General features: G+C 65.0%; 1 protein-coding gene. It reads left to right on the top strand.

Annotation, left to right across the window (positions count from 1 at the left end):
• Window positions 1-346 precede the first annotated feature (346 nt).
• On the top strand, window positions 347-1,553 hold a 1,207-nt coding region (gene ltrA, locus AB0I41_RS35155), incomplete at its 3' end, for a group II intron reverse transcriptase/maturase (RefSeq protein ID WP_357115795.1).

The following is a 1,553-nucleotide window of genomic DNA, read 5'->3' as shown; positions in this document are numbered from 1 at the left end:
GGGCTGGTGTGCGGTGCGCACCTGGCTGTCGCGTGTGGATGGTCGGGGAACTCCTGGAAGGTTCTTGATTGCTGATCTGGGAGGTCACGGTGAAGGTCTACGGCGTAGTCGTGACGATGCCGCAGGGGTACAGCCGGGTGCCGACCCCGTCGACCGGAAGTCTGTGAACGTGGGAACCGTGCACGTCGCGTTCCACGGCGGCCGTCCGGCCAGGGCGGATCGGGGTGGATTGGTACGTCGCCTGCTCAAGGGCGTGCGCGGGGCGGAGCCGTCGTAGTACTCGGAGCCGGGGAAAGCCCGGTACGTGGGGAAGGGCGGCAGTGGGTCAGACAGGGAGAACGCTGCAATGTCCGAAGACACGCCGGTGAACACCGGCGTCGACTGGCCGAGCGAGTCCGAGGCTGGCCTGTCGGTACGGAAGATGCAGGTCAAGCTGCATCACTGGGCGGGAGCGGATCGCTTCCGCCGGTTTCATGATCTGTTCAACCTGGTGTGCGATCCGGCGTTTCTGACCGTTGCCTGGCAGCGGGTCAGTACCAACGCGGGGGCGCGCACACCCGGTGTCGATCGGGCCACCGTGGCCTACATCGTCAACCGGGTCGGAGTACACGTATTCCTGGGCCACATCAGGGACCTGCTGAGATCTGGGCAGTTCCGGCCGGTCGAGGTGCGGCAGGTGATGATTCCGAAAGCGTCCGGGAAACTGCGGAAGCTGGGCATCCCGACCGTCACCGACCGGGTGGTGCAGGCGGCGCTCAAGCTTGTCCTGGAACCGATCTTCGAGGCGGATTTCCTGCCGTGCTCGTACGGGTTCCGTCCGAACCGGCGGGCGCATGACGCCATCGCGGAGATCCATGCCCTGACCTCACGACCACGCGACTACGAGTGGATCGTGGAGGCCGACATCGCCGCGTGTTTCGACGAGATCGACCACACGGCGTTGCTGGACCGGGTACGGATCAGGATCAAAGACAAGAAAGTGCTAGCGCTGGTCAAGTCGTTCTTGAAGGCCGGCGTGATGACCCGAGCCGGTGACCGCAAGGACACACCCACCGGCACTCCGCAGGGCGGGATCTTGTCGCCGCTGCTGGCCAACATCGCCTTGACCGTCCTGGACGAGCATTACGCTCGCGCGTGGGCGGCGATGGGCGACGGCAACCATCGGCGCCGGCTGCGCAAACGTGGTGGCGCAACCTACCGGCTCATCCGGTACGCCGACGACTTCGTCCTGGTCGTCAAAGGCGAACGTCACCACGCCCAAGCGCTGCTGCACGAGGTGGCACAGGTGGTAGCTCCACTGGGGCTACGCCTGGCACCGGACAAGACCCGCGTGGTGCACATCGATGAGGGCTTCGATTTCCTCGGCCACACCATCATCAGACGGCGCAAGCGAGGCACGTCGAAGACCTACGTGTTCACGTTCCCATCGGCCAAGGCGACGCGGTCGATCCGGGACCGGACACGCGAACTCACCAAGAGCAGATCAACCCTGTATCTCGGCCTGGACGAGGTGCTGCTACGCCTCAACAGGTCGCTGCAGGGATGGGCGAACT

Source organism: Micromonospora sp. NPDC050200, assembly GCF_040656135.1.
Classification (GTDB): Bacteria; Actinomycetota; Actinomycetes; order Mycobacteriales; family Micromonosporaceae; genus Micromonospora.
Note: the sequence above shows the minus strand (reverse complement) of the source record. Positions and strands in the feature narration are given on the sequence as shown.